15 protein-coding genes are annotated in these 21,803 nt (G+C 61.9%); 5 read left to right on the top strand and 10 right to left on the bottom strand.

The window, feature by feature from the left end; all coding sequences use genetic code 11:
• Positions 1-121 precede the first annotated feature (121 nt).
• Genes PBDP_RS12880 through PBDP_RS12870 form a run of 3 tightly spaced genes read left to right on the top strand, consistent with a single transcriptional unit; the run spans position 122 to position 5,603 of the window.
• Positions 122-1,366, top strand: coding sequence for an exonuclease SbcCD subunit D C-terminal domain-containing protein (locus PBDP_RS12880; protein ID WP_109756066.1), 1,245 nt, complete (start codon positions 122-124; stop codon positions 1,364-1,366).
• A complete protein-coding gene (locus PBDP_RS12875; protein WP_212802337.1) occupies positions 1,363-5,004 on the top strand; it encodes an AAA family ATPase in 3,642 nt (1,213 codons plus the stop codon). The genes PBDP_RS12880 and PBDP_RS12875 overlap by 4 nt, the downstream gene beginning before the upstream one ends.
• Positions 5,001-5,603, top strand: coding sequence for a glutathione S-transferase (locus PBDP_RS12870; protein ID WP_212802336.1), 603 nt, complete (start codon positions 5,001-5,003; stop codon positions 5,601-5,603). Before PBDP_RS12875 ends, PBDP_RS12870 begins: the two co-directional genes overlap by 4 nt.
• Positions 5,604-5,789: 186 nt before the next feature.
• Here PBDP_RS12870 and PBDP_RS30115 read toward each other — a convergent pair whose 3' ends face one another.
• The 7 genes from PBDP_RS30115 to PBDP_RS12840 form a co-directional block, all read right to left on the bottom strand.
• On the bottom strand, positions 5,790-5,915 hold the full coding sequence (locus tag PBDP_RS30115; RefSeq protein ID WP_256594285.1) for a hypothetical protein: 126 nt from the start codon (positions 5,913-5,915) through the stop codon (positions 5,790-5,792).
• Positions 5,916-6,088: 173 nt separating this feature from the next.
• A complete protein-coding gene (locus PBDP_RS12865; RefSeq protein ID WP_109756063.1) occupies positions 6,089-6,268 on the bottom strand; it encodes a hypothetical protein in 180 nt (59 codons plus the stop codon).
• Positions 6,269-6,424: 156 nt separating this feature from the next.
• Complete coding sequence (locus PBDP_RS12860) at positions 6,425-7,600, bottom strand: lactonase family protein (protein ID WP_212802335.1); 1,176 nt, start codon at positions 7,598-7,600, stop codon at positions 6,425-6,427.
• Complete coding sequence (locus tag PBDP_RS12855; RefSeq protein ID WP_109756061.1) at positions 7,587-7,925, bottom strand: DUF5629 family protein; 339 nt, start codon at positions 7,923-7,925, stop codon at positions 7,587-7,589. The genes PBDP_RS12860 and PBDP_RS12855 overlap by 14 nt, the downstream gene beginning before the upstream one ends.
• Before the next feature lie 196 nt (positions 7,926-8,121).
• Complete coding sequence (locus PBDP_RS12850; protein ID WP_212802334.1) at positions 8,122-9,702, bottom strand: aldehyde dehydrogenase (NADP(+)); 1,581 nt, start codon at positions 9,700-9,702, stop codon at positions 8,122-8,124.
• 12 nt (positions 9,703-9,714) lie between these two features.
• On the bottom strand, positions 9,715-10,707 hold the full coding sequence (araD1, locus tag PBDP_RS12845) for an AraD1 family protein (RefSeq protein WP_212802333.1): 993 nt from the start codon (positions 10,705-10,707) through the stop codon (positions 9,715-9,717).
• Between the two features lie 158 nt (positions 10,708-10,865).
• On the bottom strand, positions 10,866-12,188 hold the full coding sequence (locus PBDP_RS12840; protein WP_060741990.1) for an MFS transporter: 1,323 nt from the start codon (positions 12,186-12,188) through the stop codon (positions 10,866-10,868).
• 193 nt (positions 12,189-12,381) lie between these two features.
• Between PBDP_RS12840 and PBDP_RS12835 the strand changes: the two genes are divergently transcribed.
• Together PBDP_RS12835 and PBDP_RS12830 are read left to right on the top strand one after the other, a co-directional pair.
• Entirely contained in the window at positions 12,382-14,118 is a 1,737-nt protein-coding gene (locus PBDP_RS12835; protein WP_212802332.1) for an IlvD/Edd family dehydratase, read from the top strand.
• A gap of 251 nt (positions 14,119-14,369) precedes the next feature.
• Positions 14,370-15,089: a FadR/GntR family transcriptional regulator gene (locus tag PBDP_RS12830; RefSeq protein WP_109756056.1), complete on the top strand. Its 720-nt coding sequence runs from the start codon at positions 14,370-14,372 to the stop codon at positions 15,087-15,089.
• A 208-nt stretch (positions 15,090-15,297) separates the two neighbouring features.
• On the opposite strand, the gene PBDP_RS12825 is transcribed toward PBDP_RS12830, so the two are convergent.
• The 3 genes from PBDP_RS12825 to pepN form a co-directional block, all read right to left on the bottom strand.
• Entirely contained in the window at positions 15,298-17,673 is a 2,376-nt protein-coding gene (locus PBDP_RS12825; RefSeq protein ID WP_116832187.1) for an efflux RND transporter permease subunit, read from the bottom strand.
• 43 nt (positions 17,674-17,716) lie between these two features.
• Entirely contained in the window at positions 17,717-18,769 is a 1,053-nt protein-coding gene (locus PBDP_RS12820) for a WD40/YVTN/BNR-like repeat-containing protein (protein WP_116832186.1), read from the bottom strand.
• Between the two features lie 371 nt (positions 18,770-19,140).
• Complete coding sequence (pepN, locus tag PBDP_RS12815; RefSeq protein WP_163853986.1) at positions 19,141-21,798, bottom strand: aminopeptidase N; 2,658 nt, start codon at positions 21,796-21,798, stop codon at positions 19,141-19,143.
• Positions 21,799-21,803 lie beyond the last annotated feature (5 nt).

The following is a 21,803-nucleotide window of genomic DNA, read 5'->3' as shown; positions in this document are numbered from 1 at the left end:
ATTGCGCTGCAGCAGATACCTCGAAGTTGAACAAGTCCTCCCCCCAGTTTCCCAGTAAACTCTGCTTCTTTTAGCCGCCCTTCTCTTCACCGCGGCCATCATCTGTTTCCTGGAGTTTACCTTGCGTCTGTTTCACACCTCCGACTGGCACCTGGGGCAAAACCTGCACGGCCAGGAGCGCGATTTCGAACACGCCTGTTTCCTCGACTGGCTGCTGCGTCAGCTGACCCACGAAAAACCCGACGTACTGCTGATCGCCGGGGATATCTTCGACACCGTCAACCCACCGGTCAAAGCCCAGGAGCGGCTGTACGATTTCATCGTCAGCGCCCATGAACAAAACGCCAACCTGACCATCGTGATGATCGCCGGCAACCATGACTCCGGCTCGCGGATCGAGTTGCCGGCGCCGCTGATGCGCCGCTTGCGCACCCACGCCCTGGGCCGGGTCTTGTGGCTGGACGACGGTCAATTGGATGTCGAGCGCCTGCTGCTGCCATTGCCCGACGCCAAGGGCAAGGTCAAGGCGTGGTGCCTGGCCCTGCCGTTCCTGCGGCCCGCCGAAGTCACCGGCGCGCAACTGGGTGACGACTACCTGCGCGGTATCGGCCAGGTCCATGAATGGCTGATCGCCGCCGCCAACAGCAAGCGCAAGAAAGGCCAGGCCCTGATCGCCATCAGTCACGCACACATGGCCGGCGGTTCGGTGTCCGAGGATTCCGAACGCAGCCTGATCATCGGCAACGCCGAGGCCCTGCCCGCCAGCCTGTTCGGCCCCACCATCAGCTACGTCGCCCTCGGCCACTTGCACAAGCCGCAGAAGGTCAACGGTGAAGAACGGATCCGCTACAGTGGCTCGCCGATCCCGCTGTCATTCTCGGAGATCGGCTATCAGCATCAGATCCTCGACATCACCCTGGACGGCGACACCCTGGTCAAGGTCGAGCCACGCCTGATTCCCCGGGCCGTCAACCTGCAACGCCTGGGCCCGGCGCCGCTGGCCGAGATCCTGGTGCAACTCAAGGACCTGCCGGACATCGACCTGTTGGCCGATGTCCAGCGCCAACCCTGGCTAGAAGTGCGGGTGCGCCTCGACGAACCGCAGCCGGACTTGCGTCATCAGGTTGAAACCGCGCTGCAAGGCAAGGCCGTACGCCTGGTACGGATCGCTGCCGAATACGCCGGCAACGGTGGCACCGGCAGTGCTGATGACGGCGGCGCGCTGGTGGAGCTGGATCAACTCAGCCCGCAGGAGCTGTTCAGCCGCGCCTGGCTGGACACCTACGGCAACGAAGTGGACGAACAGACCCTCAAGGATTTTGCTGTGCTGTTGCAAGACGTGCAGATGGAGAGCGAGCAACCATGAAGATTCTCGCGATCCGCCTCAAGAACCTGGCGTCCCTGGCCGGGCCTTTTGAAATCGATTTCACCGCCGAACCCTTGGCCAGCGCCGGCCTGTTCGCCATCACCGGCCCCACCGGCGCCGGCAAGAGCACCCTGCTCGACGCCTTGTGCCTGGCGCTGTTCGGCGCCGTGCCACGTCTCAATAACACCGGACGCGACGCCAAGGTGCCGGACGTCGATGGCGAGATCGCCACGGGCGACCCGCGCACGCTGTTGCGCCGTGGGACCGGCGATGGCTATGCCGAAGTGGATTTTCGCGGCATCGACGGGCGCCGCTATCGCGCCCGCTGGGAAGCCAATCGCGCCCGGGAAAAGGCCGGTGGCAAGTTGCAAGCCAGCCGCCAGAGCCTGCGGAACCTGGACAACGATCAACTGCTGGCGAGCCAGAAAGGCGAATACAAGGCCCAGCTCGAAGCCGCCCTGGGCCTGAACTTCGAACAGTTCACCCGCGCCGTGCTGCTGGCCCAGAGCGAGTTCAGCGCGTTCCTCAAGGCCGATGACAACGATCGCAGCGAACTGCTGGAAAAACTCACCGACACCGCCCTGTACACCCGCCTCGGCCGCCGTGCCTTCGACAAGGCCAAGCAAGCCAAGGAAACCCACAAGCAGTTGCAGGACCAGGCTACCGGCGTGACACCGCTGGCCCCGGAGACCCGGGCCGAACTGGATCAGCGCTTCAACGACGCCCAGCAGCAACTCAAGGCCCAACAGGCACAACTCAAGCAGTTGGAGCTGCAACACACCTGGCTCAAGGACCTGCGCCAGTTGCAGGACGAACACGCCAGCGCCGCCGAACAACTGCAACAGGCCCAGGTCGATTGGGATGCGCTGGCCGACGAACGCCTGAAATTGACGCGCCTGGAACAACTGGCGCCCCAGCGGCATCAGTTCATTCGTCAGACGGAACTGACCCGCCAGCTCGAACCGTTGGCGGTGCAGATCCAGCAACTCACCCAGCAGCAGATCGACTTGCAGGCACAGCAGACCACGCTGGAGAAGGACCTGGCCAATGCGCAACTGGCACTGACCACCGCTCGCCAGCACAGCAGCGACAGCGCGCCGTTGCTGCGTCAGGCCTTCGACGAGCAAAGTACCCTCGCCCGCCTCGCCAGGGACGTCAGCCAGAGCGCCGAGCGCCAGGAACAGGCGCAACAAGCTTGCAGCGAAGGCCAACGCACGATTGACAGCCTGCTCGAACAGCAAAGGCTGGTGGCCGAGCGCTTGCAGCGGATCGCCGGCGAACTTGAACAAAGCACGCACCTGGCACCGCTGAGCGATGCCTGGAACGCCTATCGCGATCGCCTCCAACAACTGATGCTGATCGGCAATCGCTTGAACAAGGGCCAGGCCGAACTCACCGCCCTGGAACAAAGCGCCGCGCGCGCCGTCGAGGCGCTGGCAAACCAGCGACAAAACCTAGAATTGCTCTACAAAGAAGCCGGCGCCGAGCCGGATGCCGTGGCCGAACAGATCCAGTTGCTCGGCAACCTGCTGCAAGACAACCGCAAGCAATTGCGCGCCTTCGAAGACCTGACCCGACTGTGGGCCAGTCAGCAAGAGTTGGACAAACGCGGGGCCGAGCTTGAGCAGCGCCAGCAACGAGCGCTGCAGGAACGTGACCGGCTGGTGCGTGAAGGCGGCGAAGCCAAGGCCGAACTGACCATTGCCGAACAGACCCTGACCGTCACCCGGGAACTGCTGGAGCGTCAGCGCCTGGCCCGCAGTGAAAGCGTCGAGCAACTGCGCGCGCAGTTGCAGGACGAGCAACCGTGCCCGGTGTGCGGCAGCGTCGAGCATCCTTACCATCAGCCCGAAGCCCTGCTGCAAAGCCTCGGGCGCTTCGATGAAACCGAAGAGGCCAACGCCCGCAAGGCCGTCGACCTGCTCAATGAAAAAGTCATCGACCTGCGGGCCCAATACAGTGGCGTCATCGCCCAACTCAAGGAGCTCAAGCAGCAGCAGGAACAACTCGCCGCCCAGCAACAAAGCCTGGCGCCCAGCCTTGAAGCCCACCCGCTGTCGACACAATTGCTGGCCCAGGATTCGAACAAACGCGACACCTGGCTGGCGCAACAGGACAGCCAGTTGCACCAGCACATCAACCAGGACGAACAACGACAAACCGCCCTGCTGACCCTGCAACAGGACGCCGCGCGCCTGGCGCAGCAGCTGCGCAATGCCGAAACGGCCAGCCAGCAGGCATCACAACAACTGAGCAACCAGCAGCAGGAACTGGCCCGTGATCGCCAGCGCCTGGACGATGAGTTGCATCACTTCAGCGCCTTGTTGCCAGCAGACACGTTGCAGGCCTTGCGCACCGAGCCCGCCGCTACCTTCATGCAGCTCGACCAGCAGATCGCCCAACGCCTGGAGCAATTGGAACAGCAGCGTGACGAACTCGGCGAACAACTCCAGCGTCAGCAAACCCTGGAGAAGGAACAGGACCGCCAGCAGACCCGCGTGCAGCAATTGGAATCGGCGCAGCAGCAATTCAAGGCCCTGACCGAACAACATCACGCTTGCCAGGAAAAACTCACACACCTGCTGGGCTCACACGCCAGCGCCGAACAGTGGCAGCAACAACTCGATCAGGCCCTGGAACAGGCTCGTCTTGGCGAAGCAGCGGCCAATCAACAGCTGCAGCAATTGCGCAACAACCTCGTGCAACTGGCCGCCGAACTCAAGGCCCGGCAGGAACAGGCCCAGTCCCTGGGCAGCGAACTGCAGGCGCTGGCAACGGGCATCGCGCAATGGCGCACGACCCATCCCGAACTGGACGACGCCTCTCTCGAGGCCCTGCTCAGCCTCGACGAACAGCACGTCAGCCAGTTGCGCCAACGCTTGCTCAACAGCGAGAAAGCCATCGAACAGGCCCGCGTACTGCTCACCGAACGCGAGCAGCGCCTGCAAAACCACCAGGCCCAGCACAACGGCAACCTGGCGCCCGAACAACTCGCCCAGGCCCTCGCCGACTTGCAGGCCCAATTCGCCGTCAGCGAACAGCGTTGCGCCGAATTGCGCGCCGACCAGGCCGAGGACCAGCGCCGACAGAATGCCAACCAGGCCCTGGCCCAGCAGATCGACCAGGCCTACACCGAGTACCAACGCTGGGCACGCCTGGATGCGCTGATCGGCTCGGCCACCGGCGACCGCTTCCGCAAGCTGGCCCAGGCCTACAACCTCGATTTGCTGGTGCACCACGCCAACGCCCAACTGAGGCAGTTGGTGCGCCGCTACCGGCTCAAGCGTGGCGGCAGCATGCTCGGGCTGCTGGTGATGGACACGGAAATGGGCGATGAACTGCGCTCGGTGCATTCGTTGTCCGGCGGCGAGACTTTCCTGGTCTCCCTCGCCCTGGCGTTGGGCCTGGCCTCGATGGCGTCCAGCACCCTGAAGATCGAATCGCTGTTCATCGACGAAGGTTTTGGCAGCCTCGATCCTGAATCCCTGCAACTGGCGATGGACGCCCTCGACGGACTGCAGGCCCAAGGTCGCAAGGTCGCGGTGATTTCCCACGTGCAGGAAATGCACGAGCGGATCCCGGTACAGATCCAGGTCCGGCGTCAGGGCAACGGCTTGAGCACGGTGGAGGTGACATGAGCCACGCCACGCTCTATTCCTTCCGGCGCTGTCCCTACGCGATGCGGGCGCGCATGGCATTGCGCTATAGCGCGGTCGAGGTGGAGATTGTCGAGGTCAGCCTGAAGGCCAAGCCAGCCGAGATGCTCGCACTTTCCAGCAAAGGCACGGTGCCGGTGCTGCAGGTCGATGGTCGGGTGATCGATGAAAGCCTGGATATCATGCGCTGGGCCTTGGCGCAGCAGGACCCGGATAATTGGAGATTGCTCGGCGACCCCGAAGGCCAGGCGTTGACGGCAGCGTTGATCGAGGAAAACGACCAGGTCTTCAAGCTGCATCTGAACCGCTACAAATACCCTGAGCGCCATCCTGAACACTCGGTGGAGCACTATCGGGTCGAGGGCGAGGTCTTTCTGCGCCGGCTGGAAGCATTACTTGAAACCCGGCCATTCCTGGCGGCGGATCACCAGAGCCTGGCCGATGTGGCGCTGATGCCGTTCGTGCGCCAGTTCGCCCATGTCGACCGTGAATGGTTCGCCCAGGCGCCCTACCCGCGGCTACAGGACTGGTTGCAAAGGTTTCTGGAGTCCGAGCTGTTCATGGCGATAATGGCCAAGTAACTGCCTGCACACAGCCCTGTGGCGAGGGGCACTTCTGTGGGAGCAAGGCTTGCCCGCGATGCAGACGCCTCAGTCCCTGAAAAGAACCGCGTCATCGTTCATCGCGAGCAAGCTTTGCTCCCACAGAGAAAATCAACCTCCACTACGGGCAAGCCTTGCTCTCGCAAAATCTCTAAGCAGACCCACTCAGTCACTCAGCAAACTCAACAATCGCTCACGCGCCACTTCCAACTCAGCGGAATCCGGCTGAGCGGCTGAAACAATTGGAGTCGAGTAGAGAAACAGCAGCATCACTGCCAGACGCATCGCCATGGTGTCGATCCTTATCGGTAAAGGAGTCAATTTGTCAGCGTCAAATTTAAACACATGGCCAAATGATATTACAGTAGGATTTCACTGGAAACGGCGAAGCCTGCGATCTTTTCTCTCCACCTGAACGTCAGGGAAGATGAAAAGATCGCAGGCTTCTGTCGTTGGGCGATATTTCAGTGTTGGGTCTTGTGGTCCAACGCGGCATAGAAGTTGGCGCTTTGTTGCAGGTATTTCTCGGTGTAGCTCTGGGTGCGGTTTCTTTTGTCGCTGATCTCGATGTTGGCACTGGCTGGCAGCGCCACGGTGGCGGAGATAGCGGAAGCGGCGATTACAGAGAAGAGATTCAGATTCATGGCGGTAGACCTCGGATTCAGTTGGCTGGCTTGCCCGGTTGGGCCGTGAAGCAAACTTACGCGCCGAGGCGTCTCGTCTTGAAATGCTTTGTAGTACTAGCGAATATCAGTCTCGTTGATACAACGGCGCGGGCCACGAAAAACGCGGCCTGCGGTCTATTGACGGACGATGAACTTCAGGTCGCTGGGGGCATCCACCGGCAATTTCTGCACGGTTTTACCCAGCAGGCCGGTCTTGGAATCGCGCTCGAGCACCACGATCTGGTTGCTCTTCTGGTTGGCGATCAGCAGGAACTTGCCACTCGGATCGAGACTGAACTCCCGAGGATGATCGCCTTCGACCGAGCGACGCTGAAGCTCTTTCAGCGTGCCGGCGACCGGGTCGATGGCGAACACCAGTATTTCATTGGTGGTGCCACGATTGCTGACGTAGAGAAACTTCCCGTCCCCGGAAGCATGCAGCGCGGCTGCCGCCCTACCCGGCTGAGGTTTGCCAGCCGCCAGGTCCACCAATTGGCGCTGGGTCAGGTGTCCGTCCTGGTAATCGAACACAGCCACTTGCGCGCTCATTTCCATGGTCAGCCAGGCATGCTTGCCATCGGCGCTGAACAGCAGGTGACGCGGGCCGCTGCCGGGTGGTAACTGCACGAAGGCAGGGGCGGCGGCGGTCAACGGTAGTTCGGGATTGGCCTTGGGGTCATAGCGGTAGATGAACACCTTGTCCGCCCCCAGGTCGTTGGCGAATACGTACTTGCCATCTGGAGAGGACACGGCGGCATGCACATGGGCCGACATCTGCCGCTCGGGATTGACCCGGCTCGGCTGATGGCTGCTCAACTGCACCGGAGGTGACAACTTGCCGTCAGCGGCCACCGGCAACACCGCCAGGGTGCCACCCGGGTCTTCCACCACCGAATAGTTGCTGACCAGCAAATGACGGCCATCGCCGCTGAGGCTGGAATGAGTCGGCTCGTTGCCCAGGGACTGCACCTGGTTGATCAGGCTCAGTTCGTGGGTCTTCGGGTCGATGGTGTAGCTACTGACCTTACCCACCGGGTCTCTCTGGCCCGGACCGTTTTCGTTGACCACGAACAGCCGGGTCATGTCCTTGGAAAGGGTCAGCCACGAAGGGTTGTCCGTCTTGATGACTTGCAAGGGATTGGCATCGAGCAGGCCGGTGCGGCTGTCGAATTGCAAGCGGTAGATGCCCTGGCTCTGGCCGGCGGTGTAGGACCCCACCAGCAGTTGATGACGCTCGTTGGTATCGGCCTGAACGCCCATGGCACCCAAGCTGCCGGCCATCAACAGCGGCCAGAAACTACGCATCTTCATGTTCCTCATCCTCATCGTCGTGGCCGCTGGTCGCTTCCACGCACTCCAAGTGGTGGTCGCCCGAATCGCTGGTGATGATCCAGTGATTCTCGGCTTTGTCGAACGTCGCGGCCTGCATTTGCGTCGGCGTGAAACGCCAGTGCTCGCGGGTGCGGCCGTTCATGCACTCGACGTGCAATTGCTCCTGCTCGTCGAGGTAAAAATCGAACGCGTGCAACCTGTCGATAATCAGCATGTCGCAGGATTCGAGGGCGAGCAGGAGGGGGGCGGTTACGGCAGTCATGGTGATCAGTCGGTCATTGGGAAAGTTGCCATGATAACCCAATGTGGGAGTGGGCCTTGGGCCATAAGGTTCGAAAGCACTTTCGCCTGCCAGATCGCCATCGCGAGCAGGCTCGCTCCCACACTTGGATTTTCAGCGAACACAAACTCTGTATTCACTAGAGATCCCCTGTGGAAGCGAGCCTGCTCGCGATAGCTGCAGCTCATTCAACCCCGATGCAACTGCCTCACCGCGAAGGTCAGAGCGCCTCGCGCCCCGGCACCCCATCCACCAACCGCAGGATCCCCAACGGGTTGGCATTCTTCAGCGGCTCGGGCAACAGGCTGTCGGGATAGTTCTGGAAGCACACCGGACGCAGGAAACGATCGATCGCCAAAGTCCCCACCGAAGTACCACGGGCATCGGAGGTCGCCGGGTAAGGCCCGCCGTGAACCATCGAATCACACACTTCCACCCCGGTCGGATAACCGTTGAGCAGGATGCGACCGACCTTCTGTTCCAGCAACGGCGTCAATTCGCTGAAGCGTTCGAAATCCGCCGGTTCGCCGATCATCGTTGCGGTCAGTTGACCGTGCAGGCCGTTCAGCGCGGCGGTCAGTTGCGCCTGGTCGGCGACTTCGACAAATACGGTGGTGGGGCCGAACACTTCTTCCTGCAGAGCCTCGTCGCCGTTGATCAACAGGCTGGCATCGGCCTTGAACAACTGCGGCTGGGCCTGGTTGCCCTGCTGCTCGCGCCCGGCCAGGCGTTCGATGCCCGGGTGAGCCAGCAGTTTTTGCAGGCCCTTGCCGTAGCTTTGCAGCGTGCCGGCGTTGAGCATGGTCTGGGGCGCCTGGTCGCCGATCAGCGCGGCGACCTGCTGGGTGAAGGCCGTGAATTGCGGCGAGCGAATGCCAATCACCAGGCCCGGGTTGGTACAGAACTGACCGCAGCCCTGCACCACCGAAGCGGTCAGGTCGCGAGCGATACTTTCGGCGCGGGTCTCCAGCGCTTGCGGCAGCACGATCACTGGGTTGATGCTCGACATTTCGGCAAACACCGGAATCGGCTGTGGCCGTGCGGCCGCCATGTCGCACAGGGCACGCCCGCCCTTGAGGGAGCCAGTGAAGCCCACGGCCTGGATCGCCGGATGCTTGACCAGCCACTCGCCGACGCCACCGCCGTAGATCATGTTGAACACACCGGCCGGCATCGCGGACTTTTCAGCCGCACGGATAATTGCATCGGCCACGTACTCGGCGGTCGCCATGTGCCCGCTATGGGCCTTGAATACCACCGGGCAACCGGCGGCCAGGGCCGACGCCGTGTCGCCACCGGCCGTGGAGAACGCCAGGGGGAAGTTGCTGGCGCCGAACACCGCCACCGGCCCCAGGCCAATGCGGTACTGACGCAGGTCCGGACGGGGCAACGGCGTGCGCTCCGGCAAGGCCCGGTCGATGCGCGCACCGTAGAAATCGCCACGGCGCAAGACCTTGGCGAACAGACGCATCTGGCCGCTGGTGCGACCGCGCTCGCCCTGGATCCGCGCCGCCGGCAATGCGGTTTCACGGCAGACTACGGCGACGAACTCATCGCCCAGGGCATCCAGTTCATCGGCAATGGCTTCGAGGAACTCGGCGCGGCGCACCGCGCTCAGGCTGCGATAGGCCGGATAAGCAGCGGCAGCGGCCTTGGCGGCGGCGTCGACTTCTTCTGCCGTGGCCTGGATGAAATCATGGGGCAAGGCTTCGCCGGTGCTGGCGTCGACGCTCTGCAGGCGAGTCTGGCCGGCCGCGCTGCGCGCCCCGCCGATGTAGTTGTGGCCAAGGATCTGGTTCATCGCAAGTCTCCTTTAAAGTGTGCCGATAGTACCCGGGTTGAACACCGCGTCCACCGGGGCAATGCCGTTGATCAGCGGCGCGCCGAACTCAGCCTGGCTGATTTCGAACACATCCCCCGGCTGCGTGCGGATGCCGTCGGCGAACGACAGGGTCGCGGTGCCGAAGAAGTGAACGTGGACATCCCCCGGGCGCAGGAACTGACTGTACTTGAAATGGTGGAATTCCAGGTTTTCGAGGCTGTGGCACATGTTCGCCTCGCCGCTGAGGAATTCGTTCTGCCACAGCACTTCGCCGTTGCGCAGGATACGACTGGTCCCGGACAGATGTTGAGGCAATTCACCCACGCGAAGTTCCGGGCCAAAACTGCAACTGCGCAATTTCGAATGGGCCAGGTACAGGTAATTCTTGCGCTCCATCACGTGGTCGGAAAACTCGTTGCCCACCGCAAAGCCCAGGCGATACGGCTTGCCGTCATGGCCGATGACATACAGGCCACTGATTTCCGGCTCCTCGCCCGCGTCTTCGGCGAACGGCGGCAGCGGGAACGGATGGCCCGGACGGACCACAATACTGCCGTCGCCCTTATAGAACCATTCCGGTTGCACACCGGCCTGCCCGGCCTCGGGCTTGCCGCCCTCCACACCCCACTTGAAGATGCGCATGGTGTCGGTCATGGTCGCTTCGTCGCCAGCCTGCTGGTGCATCTTGTCCCGGGCCGAGGCGCTGCCCAGGTGGGTCAGGCCGGTGCCGCTGACCAGCAGGTGCGCCGGGTCCGGGTGGTCCAGTGGAGGCAGGATGCGCAGCTCAGCGAGCAACCGCGCGTAGTCATGGCTGGCACCCAAGCCCAGGCTGTTGACCTGCTGCTCAAGCTTCACACCGGCCTTGATGGCCGCCAGCGCCAGGTCGCGCACGCTCCCGGCGCCCTGCACTTCCCGTACTTGCTGGCCGTCGACCACACCGACGCGGCGCTCGCCGTCAGGCAATTCGAACTGAACTAAACGCATGGATTTTCTCCCTGTAAACAAAACTTGAATTCGGTGCGGTCCCCTGTGGGAGCGGGCCTGCTCGCGATGCGATCTCACAGTCGACATCATGGGTGAATGTAAAACCGCTATCGCGAGCAGGCTCGCTCCCACAGTTTGATCGGGGTCGACCCGCAAATTTATGTACGCGTTGCCCCCCGGGCGCTGGCCGCGAATTGATCCGCCGGCAGCACATGCTTGCGCTCCAGCAACCGATACACCACGCCGGTCAACACCAGGCCAAAGACCATCACACCCGACAGGAAATACAGCCCCGAAGCCAGGTTGCCGGTGTACTCCTTCAACGCGCCGATCACGAACGGCCCGATGTAACCACCCAGGTTGCCCACCGAGTTGATCAGCGCGATACCCGCCGCCGCACTGGCGCCGGCAAAGAATCGCCCGGGCAAGGTCCAGAACACCGCCGTGCAGGAAAACAGCGCGAACGCCACCAGGCACAGCGCCGCCAATTGCAACACCGGCACCGACAACCAGGCGCTGAGGAACAGGCCGATGGCGCCCAGCACGTACAACACGGCCAGGTGACCGTAGCGATCGTTCAGGCGGTCGGAACTGCGGGGAATGATCAGCAGGCCGACGATGCCGAAGATGTACGGCACCGACGACACGAAGCCGGTCACCAAATCACTGCCGCCGAACTGTTTGATCAGCGTTGGCAGCCACAAGCCCAGGCCGTAAATGCTCAAGGTCACCGGCAGATAGAACAGTGCCAGCAGCAAGACACGCTTGTCTTTCAAGGCGTGCAGCGGGTTGCCATGGCGAGTCTGACCATATTCCTGCAAGTCTTTTTTCAGCTCACCGGTCAGCCAGTCCTTCTCGGCCTGGTCCATCCATTTCACTTGTTGCGGGCCATCCGGCAGGTAACGCAGCACCGGCCAGGTCAACAGCACCGCTGGCAGGCCGATGACGATGAACAGCCACTGCCAGCCGTGCAGGCCAAGGATGCCGTCCATGCCCAGCAAGCCACCGGACACCGGGCCGGTGATCATCATCGCGATGGGTTGGGAAAGAATGAACAGGCCCAGGATCTTGCCGCGATGGCGCACCGGAAACCATTGGGTGATGTAGTACAGCACGCCCGGGAAGAACCCGGCTTCGGCCGCGCCCAGCAAAAAGCGCATCACATAGAAGCTATGCGGGCCTTGGACGAACGCCATGCCGATGGTGATGGCGCCCCAGGTGATCATGATCCGGGCGAACCAGCGCCGGGCTCCGAAGCGTTCGAGCATCAGGTTGCTGGGGATCTCCAGCAGGAAATACCCGATGAAAAACAGCCCTGCGCCCAGGCCGTAGGCGGCATCGCCAATACCGATGTCAGCGCCCATGTGCAGCTTGGCAAAGCCCACGGCAGAGCGGTCTACATAGGCGATCAGGTACAGCAGGATCAGGAAGGGAATCAGTTTCAGCGTGATGCGACGAATAAGCCGCAATTCCTGGCTCATGGGACCGGTCTCCGATTGTTGTTGTTATGGAACCTCGGGGGATTTCTCTCGCGAATGACCGCCAGGACAATCCCTCCGTTGAATCGGACTATATAGTAATACTATTTACCCAACAACACTTCCAAACCGCGTAAATTGCGCTTATGTTACGCTTCAGCTCGAACAATATAGTCATACAATAAGAGAATCGATCATGTCTGATAAGAAACCCTCCCTGCGCTCGGCCCAATGGTTTGGCACCGCCGACAAAAACGGCTTCATGTACCGCAGCTGGATGAAAAATCAGGGCATCGCCGACCATCAGTTCCATGGCAAGCCAATCATCGGCATCTGTAACACCTGGTCGGAGCTGACGCCGTGCAACGCGCACTTCCGGCAGATCGCCGAGCACGTCAAGCGCGGCGTGATCGAGGCCGGGGGCTTCCCGGTGGAATTTCCGGTGTTCTCCAACGGCGAATCGAACCTGCGCCCCACTGCCATGCTGACCCGCAACCTGGCGAGCATGGACGTGGAAGAGGCGATTCGCGGCAACCCGATTGACGGCGTGGTGTTGCTCACCGGTTGCGACAAGACCACTCCAGCCCTGCTGATGGGCGCCGCCAGTTGCGACGTACCGGCTATCGTCGTCACCGGCGGGCCAATGCTCAATGGCAAGCACAAGGGCCAGGACATCGGTTCGGGCACGGTGGTCTGGCAATTGAGCGAACAGGTCAAGGCCGGCACCATCACCATCGACGATTTCCTCGCGGCCGAGGGCGGCATGTCCCGCTCGGCCGGCACCTGTAACACCATGGGTACCGCCTCGACCATGGCCTGCATGGCCGAAGCCCTCGGTACGTCCCTGCCCCACAACGCGGCCATTCCAGCCGTGGACGCGCGCCGTTACGTGCTGGCGCACATGTCCGGCATGCGCGCTGTAGAGATGGTCCGTGAAGACCTGAAGCTGTCGAAGATCCTGACCAAGGAAGCCTTCGAGAACGCCATCCGCGTCAACGCCGCCATCGGTGGCTCGACCAACGCGGTGATCCACCTCAAAGCCATTGCCGGGCGCATCGGCGTGCAACTGGAGTTGGATGACTGGACCCGCATCGGTCGTGGCATGCCGACCATCGTCGACCTGCAGCCGTCCGGACGCTTCCTGATGGAAGAGTTCTACTATGCCGGCGGTCTGCCCGCTGTGCTGCGCCGTCTCGGTGAAGCGAACCTGATCCCCCATCCGAACGCTTTGACCGTCAACGGCAAGAGCCTCGGCGAGAACACCAAGGACGCACCGATCTACGGCCAGGACGAAGTCATTCGCACCCTGGACAACCCGATCCGCGCCGACGGCGGCATCTGCGTGCTGCGCGGCAACCTGGCGCCGCTGGGTGCGGTGCTCAAGCCGTCCGCCGCGACGCCGGAGCTGATGCAACATCGCGGTCGCGCAGTGGTGTTCGAGAACTTCGACGAGTACAAGGCCCGCATCAACGACCCGGAACTGGACGTGGACGCCAACTCGATCCTGGTGATGAAAAACTGTGGGCCAAAGGGTTATCCGGGCATGGCCGAAGTCGGCAACATGGGCCTGCCGGCCAAGCTGCTGGCCCAGGGCGTGACCGACATGGTGCGGATTTCCGACGCACGCATGAGCGGCACTGCCTACGGCACCGTGGTGCTGCACGTGGCACCGGAAGCCGCTGCTGGCGGACCTCTGGCCGCGGTGAAGGAAGGTGACTGGATCGAGCTCGATTGCGCCAGCGGCCGCCTGCACCTGGACATCCCGGACGCCGAACTTGCCGCGCGCCTGGCCGACCTGCCGCCACCGCAGAACCTGTTGGTGGGCGGCTACCGCCAGCTGTACATCGACCATGTGCTGCAAGCGGACCAGGGTTGTGACTTCGACTTCCTGGTGGGCTGCCGTGGCGCCGAGGTGCCTCGCCACTCCCACTGACTCCATCCATCCCCTTGTGGCATCCCCCTGTGGGATGCAAGCTTTTGTGGGAGCTGAGCTTGCTCGCGATTGCGGTGTGCCAGACAACAGAGATATTGACTGGAAGGGCCTCATCGCGAGCAAGCTCAGCTCCCACATAAGCTCCCACAATGGGGTCTGCATCCACCTCAAAAAATCGCACTAGCGACCCGCCCTCACCGCGCCTGCTATCATGCGCAGCATCCCCTTCGCACAGGATCGCGCCATCCCCCATGGATTACCGTAAACCCTCCGACCGCAAAAGCATGCACGCGCGCATCGTCCAGGAACTGGGTATGCAGATCGTCTCCGGGCGTTTCAAACCGGATGACAAACTGCCCGCCGAAGCCTTGTTGTGCGAAGAGTATGCGGTCAGCCGCCCGGTGCTGCGCGAAGCCACACGGGTGCTCGTCGCCAAGGGCCTGGTGTATTCGCGCCCGCGCGTGGGCACGGTGGTCAAGGCCCGCCGGGAATGGCACATGCTCGACCCTGACGTGCTGCACTGGCTGATGCAGAGCAGCCCGCAAAACGAATTCTTCGGTTTGCTGACCAGCGTGCGCAGTATCATCGAGCCGGCCGCTGCCGCCCTCGCTGCGCAATTCGCGACCGACAGCGACATCGCCGCCATCCGCGAAGCCTACCAGCGCATGGAAGCGGCACCGACCCCCGAGGCCGTGCTGCAACCGGACCTGGACTTCCACAGCCGCATCGCCGACGCCACCCACAACGATCTACTCGCTAACCTGTGCAACATGTTGTCGGTGGCCATCGCCGAAGCGCTCAAGCACTCCAACCAGCGGCCCAACCTGCACGAGTTGGCGATGCCGCGGCACAAGGCGATCCTCACCGCCATCGAAAACCGCGATGCCCTCGGCGCCCGCCATGCCACCCTAGTGCAGTTGGACGATGCCCGTAGCGCGCTGAATGTGGTGCTGGGCGCCGATCCTTCCTGATACCCCCCTGGCAACCACCCGACGTGGCACACCTCAGATTGGCTGGAATGATCAGTCTGTGAGTCACTAGAAAACCTGTGGGAGCGAGCTTGCTCGCGATGGCGGACGGACATTCAACACCTTCATTGACTGTCACACCGCTATCGCGAGCACGCTCGCTCCCACATGGGTTCGCCACTAGGGCTGTACTGGACAGGTTCGCCCTCGATCAATGTGCAAACAACGAATTACCCTTCTGCCCCGCCAGCTTCTCCGGCTTGATCAGGAACCGTGCCAGCGCCGGCAGCAGCCACAGCGCACCGAACATGTTCCACAGCAACATGAACGTCAGCATCAAGCCCATGTCGGCCTGGAACTTGATGGCCGAGAAGATCCAGGTGCACACGCCAATGGCCAGGCACAGGCCGGTAAACAATACGGCTTTACCGGTGGACTTCAGGGTCTGGTAGTAGGCCTCCTGCAACGGCAATCCGGCGCGCAGGAAACTCTCCAGGCGGCTGTAGATGTAGATCCCGTAGTCCACGCCAATCCCCACGCCAAGGGCGACCACCGGCAAGGTCGCGACCTTCACGCCAATGCCCATGAAGGCCATCAGGGCGTTGCCCAGTACAGAGGTCAGTACCAGCGGCAGCACGATACACAGCGTCGCCGCCCAGGAGCGGAAGGTGATCATGCACATGGTCGCCACGCAGATGTACACCAGGATCAGGATGGTCAGTTCCGATTCCTTGATCACTTCGTTGGTGGCCGCTTCGATGCCGGCGTTACCGGCAGCGAGGATGAACTCCAACCCGTCACGGTTGTTTTCCTTGGCGAAGTCCTGCACGGCCTTCACCGCGCGATCCAGGGTCTCGGCCTTGTGGTCGTTGAGGAACACCAGCACCGGCGCCAACGAACAGCTGTTGTTGTACAGGCCATCGGCCCGGGCGATGGAGTTGTTCAGCACATCAGGGTTGCGCGACAGGGTTTCCCATTTCAGGTTGCCCTCGTTCATGCCCTTGATCATCTGCTTGGACACGGTCACCAGGGAAATCGCCGACTGCACGCCCTCGGTGTTCTGCATCTTCCACATCAGCTCGTCGATGGGCGCCATGGCTTCATAACGCGAGCAGCCTTCGGCCTTGGTCTTGACCATCACCACCAGTACATCGGAACTGGTGGAATAGTTGCTGATGATGAAGTTGTTGTCCTGGTTGTAGCGCGAGTCTGGACGCAGTTCCGGCGCGCCCTGGTCGAGGTCACCGATCTTCAGGTTCTGGCTGTACCAGAGGCCACCGCCAAAGGCGATCACCGCCAGGGCAATGGACACCGGCGCGACCTTGGCGCTGGCGAAGTTCGACAGCATGCGCCAGAACGGATGTTCGCGGGTCGCGTCTTTCTTGCTGCGCTCGACCGCGCGCTTGCTGATGCCAGCGTAGGAGATCGCCACCGGCAGCAGGATCAGGTTGGTGAACACAATCACCGCCACACCGATGGAGGCGCCAATAGCCAGTTCGCGGATCACACCGATGTCGATGATCAGCAAGGTGATGAAGCCCACGGCGTCCGCCAGGATCGCAATCATCCCCGGCAGGAACAACTGCCGGAAAGTGCGCCGCGCCGCGGTCAGGGCGTTGTCCGCCTCGCTGGACTGCAAGGCGATGCCGTTGATTTTCTGCACGCCGTGGGAAATGCCGATGGCAAAGATGAGGAACGGCACCAGCATCGAGTACGGATCCAGGCCGAAACCGGCGGCGTGCATCAGCCCCAATTGCCAGACCACCGCCACCAGGGTAGTGGTCAATACCGCAATGGTACTGCGCATGCAGTTGGTGAACCAGTACAGCAGGATCAGGGTGATGACGAACGCCACGCCGAAGAACAGCACCACCATGACCAGGCCGTCGATCAGGTCGCCGACTTTCTTGGCGAAGCCGACGATATGGATCTGCACATTCGGGTTCTGGGCCTCGAACTTGTTGCGGATCTTGTCTTCAAGCTCGTGGGAAAATTTCCGGTAGTCGAGGGCGAGCAATTTGCCCTGGTCCTGCGGATCCGGATAGGACTCCAGCAGTGGGATGTCGATGATGCTCGACTTGAAATCGTTGGCCACCAGGCGCCCGACCTGGCCGGACTTGAGCACGTTGTTGCGTAGCAGATCGAGGCTGTCGGCCGAGCCGTTATAGCTCTGGGGGATCACCTCGCCACCGGCGAAGCCCTCCTCCGTCACTTCGGTCCAGCGCACGCTCGGGCTCCACAATGACTTGAGCCCGGAACGGTCGACGCCGGAGATGTAGAAGACCTCGTCGTGGATCTGGCGCAGGGTCTCCATGTATTCCTTGGAGAAAATGTCGCCATTGGTGGCTTCCACGGAGATGCGCACCGTATTGCCCAGGTTCGCCAGGTCGTTGCGGTGTTCGAGCATCTTCTGGATGAAGGGGTGCTCGAGGGGGATCATTTTTTCGAAGCTGGTCGATGGCCGGATCAGCGTGGCCTGCCAGAACAGGAAAATGCTGACCAACAGGCAAATGACGATCACTGCCGGGCGGTTGTTGAAAATCAGGCGCTCGAGGAACGTCGCCTTGTCTTGGTGATGACTGCTCATGGGTTCCGCCTTCTTGTTTTTATGCCCTTCTTGCAGGCCTGACTCATTTGCTCAGTTCGGCGCCGGTGGACGTGGTGGCACGCACGCCGCCTTGCCCCGCCAGGATCAGGTTGCCGTTGCCTGCCGCCGTAACGGCTGCCACGGAAATCCGGTCCGGACGGTTGAACACGCTGAAGGTCACGCCGTCGTCGGTGCTGCGCACCACGCTGCCGCCGTTGCCGACAATCACGATGGAACCGTCCGCCAACAGCGTGGCGCCTGACAGACCAAACTCCAGGGCGCCCCGAGCGGCCTTGAGCTCGACCTGTTCCCAGGTACCGCCAAAGTCCGTGGAGCGATAAAGGTTGCCGCGCAAGCCATAGGCCAGCAGCGTCGAGGGTTGGGCGGTGCCGATGACCCCGAACAGCGAGCCTTCGTAAGGGCCTTCGACCTTTTCCCAGGTCTGCCCCCAGTCGGCGGAGCGGAACATGCTGCCGGCCTCGCCGACAATGAACAGTCCGGCATCTTTCACAGCGGCGATGGCATTGAGGTGGAACTGGTCTTCGTTATCGAGGCGGTCGCTGACACTTTCCCAGTGCTGGCCGCCGTCGGTGGTTTCCAGCAGCGCACCGTAGGCACCCACGGCGAAACCGTGACTGGCATCCTTGAACCAGACATCCAGTAGCGGCGCTTCACGGGTCAGGTCTTCGAATTGCTTGGTCCAGGTGCTGCCACCGTCATCGCTGGCGAGGATCTGCGCGTCGTGCCCCACGGCCCAGCCGTGTTTGTCATCGACGAAAAATACCGCGGTAAGCAATTGGCGAGTCGGCACCTTGGCCTGGGTCCAGGACTTGCCCTGATCGTCCGAATAGACAATGTGGCCCCGATCACCGACCGCCACCAGGCGCTGGCCGGCGTGGACCACATCGAGCATCAGGGTTTTGCTGGCCTTGGCCGATTCGACGGAATAGATGACATCGGATGTCGACGCCGCAACAGCCATCACCGGTGCCGATAACACGGCAGAGCCCAGCAGCGAGAGCGCCGAAGCCAGCAACGCGACCCTGCGCAGCATCGGCGGCCGGCTGCGGCCCACAGCCATGACAGGCTCATTCATAGACCTTTCCCCCATTATTATTGTTATGGCTTGGTACGTTGCCAGTCTTGGAGCATAGTCCTGAAACCTGCAATCTAGAGCCACTTCGCAAGCGGAACCTATCCTATCGGGCTTTCGAAAGGTCTGACAATCGACGCCACGTTATCTTTTGTTAACCGGGAGGGCTGGCGCTGGGGGTGAATGGCAGAGTATTCGGTGGAGTGATGGCTGAGTAACTAGCGGTGAAGCATCTGACGCTATCGCGAGCAGGCTCGCTCCCACAATGGATCTCTGTTGAGCACAAAATATGTGTTCACTGAAGACCTACTGTGGGAGCGAGCCTGCTCGCGATGAAGGCACCGCGGTCCGCCAGGCAGACCGCGGCATCAAGGTCACGCCAGGCTCTTGCTCACCACCTCGAACACATCGGCGGAGAGCGCGCCGGACGCCAGGATACGTTCCAGCTCGGCTTTCATCAGCGCCTGGCGGGCACTGTCGTATTTGCGCCAGCGGGTCAGCGGCGCCAGTTGCCGCGAGGCGATCTGCGGGTTGAAACCGTTGAGCTGGATCACCAGGTCCGCCAGGAAGCGATAGCCCGAACCGTCGGCGGCGTGGAAGTTGATCAGGTTCTGTCCGGCGAATGCACCAATCAGCGCCCGCACCTTGTTCGGGTTCTTGATGTTGAACGCCGAGTGCTCCATCAATGCCTTGACCCGCGCCAGGCCACCCGGCAGCGGGCTGCCGGCCTGGACGCTGAACCATTGGTCCATGACCAGCGGGTTGCCCTTGAAGTTTTCCGCGAACACTTCCAGAGCCTTGGCCTTCTCGGCTTCGAACGGCGAATTGACCAGCACTGCCAGCGCGGTCAGGCGCTCAGTCATGTTGTCAGCCGTGTCGAACTGCTCCAGGGTCGCGCTCAGCACCTCGGGCTTGTCGGTAAGCATCAGGTACGACAATGCGATGTTCTGCAATGCGCGACGGGCGAAATGCTCGGCCTCGGCCACGTATGGCGTGCGTTTCGACAGGTCGCGGTTGGCTTCATAGCGCAGCCACAGGGCTTCGAACAGGTTATCGGCCAATTGCTGGCGGGCGAACTCGCGAGCGGCATGGATCGCCTCGACGTCGGCCACTTCGCTGATTTCCGTCAGATAGGCTTCACTCGGCAGCGAGAGCATTTCCGCGACCATGGCCTGATCCAGGGATTCGTCCGACAGCACCGTGCGCAAGGCGCTGACCAGACGCGGATCCAACGACAGGCTGGTGCCCTGCTGATGCTGGGCGATCAGTTCCTGCAACACCTGCACCGACAATTGCTGGCCGGCATCCCAGCGGTTGAAACCGTCGCTGTCGTGCTGCATCAGGAACATCAGTTGGTCGCGGTTGTACGGGAAGCTCAGTTTCACCGGTGCCGAGAAACCGCGCAGCAACGATGGCAAAGGTTGTTCGGCGATGTCGATAAAGGTGAAGGTCTGCTCGGCTTCGGTCACCGAGATCACCCGGGACGTGCCGCTCGCCGCAGCTTCACCGGCCAGGCGCAACGGGATTTCGGCGCCCTTGCTGTCGAGCAGGCCCAGTTCGACGGGAATCACGAACGGCAGCTTTTCCTGCTTGTCCGGGGTCGGCGGGCAGCTCTGGCTGAAGGTCAGGCTGTAAGTCTTGGCCCTAGCGTCGTAGGACTCGCTCACCGCCAGCCGTGGCGTACCGGCCTGGCTGTACCAACGCTTGAACTGAGTCAAGTCGACGCCATTGGCGTCTTCCATGGCCTTGATGAAGTCATCGCAGGTCACGGCCTGGCCATCATGGCGTTCGAAATACAGATCACTGCCCTTACGGAAACCCTCAGGCCCTAGCAGGGTGTGGATCATGCCAACCACTTCCGAGCCCTTTTCGTACACGGTCAGGGTGTAGAAGTTGGAGATCTCGATGAAGCTGTCCGGACGCACCGGGTGGGCCATGGGGCCGGCGTCCTCGGCGAACTGGTGGGTGCGCAGGTAGGCCACGTCCTGGATACGCTTGACGGTGGCGGAGTTCATGTCGGCCGAGAACCCGGCATCGCGGAACACCGTGAAACCTTCCTTGAGCGACAGCTGGAACCAGTCGCGGCAGGTCACGCGGTTGCCCGACCAGTTGTGGAAGTATTCGTGGGCGACGATCGCCTCGACCCGCTGGTGCGCGGCATCGGTGGCGGTTTCGGCGCGGGCCAGCACGGCGCTGGAGTTGAAGATATTGAGGCCCTTGTTCTCCATGGCGCCCATGTTGAAATCGTTGACCGCAACGATCATGAAGATGTCCAGGTCGTATTCACGCCCGTACACTTCCTCGTCCCAGCGCATCGACTTCTTCAGGCTGGTCATGGCGTGCTGGCATTTGTCGATGTTTTCCGGCTCGACATAAATGCGCAGGGCCACGGTGCGCTCGCTCATGGTGGTGAAGGTGTCTTCGACGCACCACAAGTCACCGGCCACCAGGGCAAACAGGTAGGCAGGCTTCTTGAACGGGTCTTCCCAGGTCGCCCAATGGCGGCCGTCTTCGCCAGGACCGCTGGCAATCGGGTTGCCGTTGGACAGCAGCACCGGATAGCTGTGCTGCTCGGCCACCACGGTGGTGGTGAACTTGCTCATCACGTCCGGGCGGTCGAGGTAGTAGGTGATCTTGCGGAAACCTTCGGCCTCGCACTGAGTGCAGAACATGCTGCCGGATTTGTACAGGCCTTCCAGGGCGGTGTTGGTTTCCGGGTGGATCCTGACGGTAGTATCGACCGTGAAGGCCTGGGCCTTGGGCTGCAGGGTCAGATGACTGTCGTCCAACTGGTAGTCGCCCTGCCCCAGGTCGGCGTCATCGAGCTTGAGCGAAACCAGTTCCAGGTGCTGGCCATCGAGCACCAGCGGTGGCAGCCCGGCCCCGCGCTCGGGGTTGCGGCGCATCACCAGTTGCGCATGGACCAGGCTGTGGTCCTCGAACAACTCGAAGGTCAGGTGCGTCTCGTCGATCAGGTATTCGGGGGCCTGATAGTCCTTCAGGTAGATCATCTTCGGTTGTTCGGTGCGCATGGGTC

It is taken from the genome of Pseudomonas sp. St290 (genome assembly GCF_018325805.1).
GTDB classification, from domain to species: domain Bacteria; phylum Pseudomonadota; class Gammaproteobacteria; order Pseudomonadales; family Pseudomonadaceae; genus Aquipseudomonas; species Aquipseudomonas bijieensis.
This window is presented reverse-complemented; position numbering and strand designations above follow the sequence as displayed.